4 protein-coding genes and 1 pseudogene are annotated in these 2,856 nt (G+C 71.0%); 3 read left to right on the top strand and 2 right to left on the bottom strand.

Annotated features, from left to right (window positions below; all coding sequences use genetic code 11):
* A pseudogene (locus tag AC30N0_RS00550) lies at positions 1–334 on the bottom strand (hypothetical protein); the annotation flags it as partial.
* A gap of 87 nt (positions 335–421) precedes the next feature.
* On the opposite strand from AC30N0_RS00550, the gene AC30N0_RS00555 reads away from it, so the two are divergent.
* From AC30N0_RS00555 to AC30N0_RS00565, 3 genes are read left to right on the top strand one after another with little or no spacing between them, the layout of a single operon-like run.
* On the top strand, positions 422–955 hold the full coding sequence (locus tag AC30N0_RS00555) for a YceB family lipoprotein (protein ID WP_489515996.1): 534 nt from the start codon (positions 422–424) through the stop codon (positions 953–955).
* Positions 956–967: 12 nt separating this feature from the next.
* Positions 968–2,059 carry a hypothetical protein gene (locus AC30N0_RS00560; protein WP_489515997.1) on the top strand — a complete coding sequence of 364 codons (1,092 nt, stop codon included), beginning with the start codon at positions 968–970 and terminating at the stop codon, positions 2,057–2,059.
* 46 nt (positions 2,060–2,105) lie between these two features.
* On the top strand, positions 2,106–2,414 hold the full coding sequence (locus tag AC30N0_RS00565; protein WP_489515998.1) for a polyhydroxyalkanoic acid system family protein: 309 nt from the start codon (positions 2,106–2,108) through the stop codon (positions 2,412–2,414).
* 122 nt (positions 2,415–2,536) lie between these two features.
* Here the strand turns inward: AC30N0_RS00565 and AC30N0_RS00570 are convergent.
* Positions 2,537–2,856: hypothetical protein (locus AC30N0_RS00570; protein ID WP_489515999.1), on the bottom strand; the 320-nt coding region annotated here is incomplete at its 5' end.

The following is a 2,856-nucleotide window of genomic DNA, read 5'->3' on the forward strand; positions in this document are numbered from 1 at the left end:
ACTGCGCGACCGGCAGGCCACGCCAGAGCGCAAAGCCGCGCCCTTCGATCAGTTCCTCCCGCAGCCGGTCGATCCGTGACGCCAGGCCGGGCAGCGGGAATTCGCTCTTGCTCAGATCGGTCAGCTCGCGGCCGGTGGCCAGCCAGGGAAGGGTCGCCGCAGCCAGCTCCCCCAACTCGGCGTCATTCAGCGGTTCAATCCAGTCGCCCCGCGCCGACATGGCCGGCCCGCGCCACGCACTGGGTCCGCCGAGTCGTTCGGGGAGGCCGAAGGGAAAGGCTGCCGCGGCTGGCTGTGCGCCGGCTTCCGACCGATGGGTCGACGAAGAGGTCATGCGCGCCGACTTTAGCCGGGACCGCTACGCACACAATGGCAGCCAGCCTACCCCCTTGTCAGCATGCCGCAGTGTTCCCGCCGCCACATGTGCGTGGCCGCCCTCGGCGCCGCCCTGCCGTGGCACGCTCGGGCCGGATTCAACTTCTGGACCAGCGAGTTCACCGCCACCCGTTCCGAATTGCAGGCGATGCTCGACAGACGATTTCCGCTGTCGCAGCGGTACGCCCAGATCGTCACGGTGGGACTCAGAGACCCGCGACTCGGGCTCGACGCGGCAGCCAACCGAGTGACGATCACGGCCCGTGTATGGATCACCAGTCCACTGCTGCGCGCAGGTCAGGTCGATGGCACTGTGGCGCTCAGCAGCGGGCTGCGCTACGACCCCGCGGCGCGAGCCCTGCGCCTGGAGCACCCCAAGGCCGAGCGCCTGGAACTGCAGGGTGTCAACGGCCGTGACGCCGAGCGCCTGCAGCAGATCGGCGGCCTCGTCGCGCAGGAACTGCTGCAAGGCCAGGTTCTTCGGACGTTCACGGTCGAGGAGCTGAGCTTCGGCCCCAAGACCTACGAGATCGGCGACCTCGTGGTTCTGGACGACGGCATCAAGGTCCAGTTGAAGTAAGACACGCTGCCGATGCGCAACTCCCGCTCCTCGCGCAACGGCGCCTGCGCTCTTTCCGTCGGCGCCGCGCTGGCCGCGGTCGGCGCGTTCGTTCTGGCACAAGAGGCGACCGCCGATGCATGGCACGCCGTGCTCATCGCCGGCGGTGCGGTCCTCGGGTCCGTGGCCGTCATCTCCGCCGGGGTCGCGCTGGTCTGGCACCTCGACGTGCGCACCGAAGCCGCGTTGCAGCGCGGCGACGACCTGATCGGGCGCTGGCGGATCGACGCGCCGACGTGGCGCGCCTTCTTCGACATCGAGCAGGGGTTCGCGCTCCAGCCGAACGTCTGGCAGAACGAGTTCCAGCCGCGCCGCGACGTGCCCGGCGAAGGTGCCGAGGTGACGGTCGGCACGACCGGCGTCGTCGTCGACGGCAGCGTGCATCGCCTGCCACGCCACGGCGTGCCCGAGGTGACGGCGGCGCGTCTGCGGCGCGACACCGGGCCGGCGCCGAGCGTCGAGCTGCACCTCTACCACCCGCCGATGAAGTCGGGCGACCGCTGGGTTCCGGAGAAGCGGACGACGCTGCGATTTCCGGTCGCGGCGAGCGCCGAGCGCGTCGCCGCGCGCTACGTCGCCTGGTGCGAAGGCGGCCGCCCGGGCGAGGCCGGCTTCTTCCACGGGCGCGGCGACGGCAGCGACGCCGAAGACGTGAGCACGTGCCGCTCGTGCGGCTGGCAGACGCACAAGTTCATCTCCCGATGCGAGCGCTGCGGCGGCGGCATGCTGTCGCGGCGCTGGGCGCGCCGCTTCGGCGGCCTCCAGTTCGTGCTCGGCGTGCTGCTCGCCGGCGGCATCGGCTACGTGCTCTGGGCGGAGCTGGGACTGCCGCTGCTGAACCCCGGCGGCTCGTCCGACGGCACGCGCTTCTCCGGCACGCGCGGGCAGGCGATGGCGCTCCTGGCCCTCCTCGGCGCGGTGGGCTCCATCGGCCTCTTGACGATGCTCAACGGGCTCTGGCAGATGGTCACCGGCCGACACGAACGGCGGGTGAAGTTCGGCCTGCTCGGTCTCGTGGCCGTCATCCTCGTGGCCGGAATCGCGCTCGCGGCGCTGGGTCGATGAAGGAAACCGTTTGCACCGCATCGCGCATCGCGGCACCCTCTCGCCCATGACGACGCCGCTCACGATCAGCCTCCCGCACCAGCTCGGCCGCGCCGAGGCGCGCCGTCGCATCGAGACGGGGTTCGCGAAGGCGCTCCGAGGTTTGCCGGGCAGCGGCCGGTGCAGCGAACGGTGGGAAGGCGATCGGCTCGTCTTCAGCGTCGCGGCGCTGGCGCAGACGATCACCGGTGTCGTCGATGTCGGCGACGCCGCGGTGACGATGGAGCTCCACCTGCCGGGCGTGCTTGGCCTCATCGCAAGTGCGTTCAGGAGCCGCCTGCAGAAGGCGGGACAACTGCTGCTGGAAAAGAAGTAGCGGCCGGCTAACCGGAACGTGAAGCCGGGCGAGGCGCCGCGAAGCGCCCCGCCCGGGGTGAAATGAAGGACAGCGCGAGCTGGCGGCGTTTCAGCCGCACTCGTTCAGCTCACGCGCCCAGGTCAGTTGCGGTCCGCGCGCGGGGGCAGGCTGCCGTTGGCCGTGGCCCTCGTGTCCGTCCGGGTGCTGCGGTCGTTGCCCATGAGGCCGCCGCTGCGGCTATTCGGGTTGCGGCCCATATCCTGATCTCCAGGCGTAACGGCGGCGCTGGCAGCGCGGCCGACGCTGGTGGTCGAAGAGCCCGTGCCGGTGCGGTCGTTGCCCATGAGACCGCCGCTGCGGTTGTTCGGGTTGCGGCCCATGTCCTGGTCGCCAGGAGTCACGGCGGCGCTGGCAGCGCGGCCCACGCTGGTGGTAGCGGGCTGTGCCGCAGCTACTCCCG

The sequence above is a fragment of the Rhizobacter sp. genome, from assembly GCF_031412495.1.
Taxonomy (GTDB): Bacteria; Pseudomonadota; Gammaproteobacteria; order Burkholderiales; family Burkholderiaceae_C; genus Schlegelella_A.

Coding starts and splice junctions, on each gene's coding strand:
- AC30N0_RS00555 (WP_489515996.1), top strand. CDS start 422: ATGTGCGTGGCCGCCCTCGGCGCCGCCCTGCCGTGGCACGCTCGGGCC.
- AC30N0_RS00560 (WP_489515997.1), top strand. CDS start 968: ATGCGCAACTCCCGCTCCTCGCGCAACGGCGCCTGCGCTCTTTCCGTC.
- AC30N0_RS00565 (WP_489515998.1), top strand. CDS start 2,106: ATGACGACGCCGCTCACGATCAGCCTCCCGCACCAGCTCGGCCGCGCC.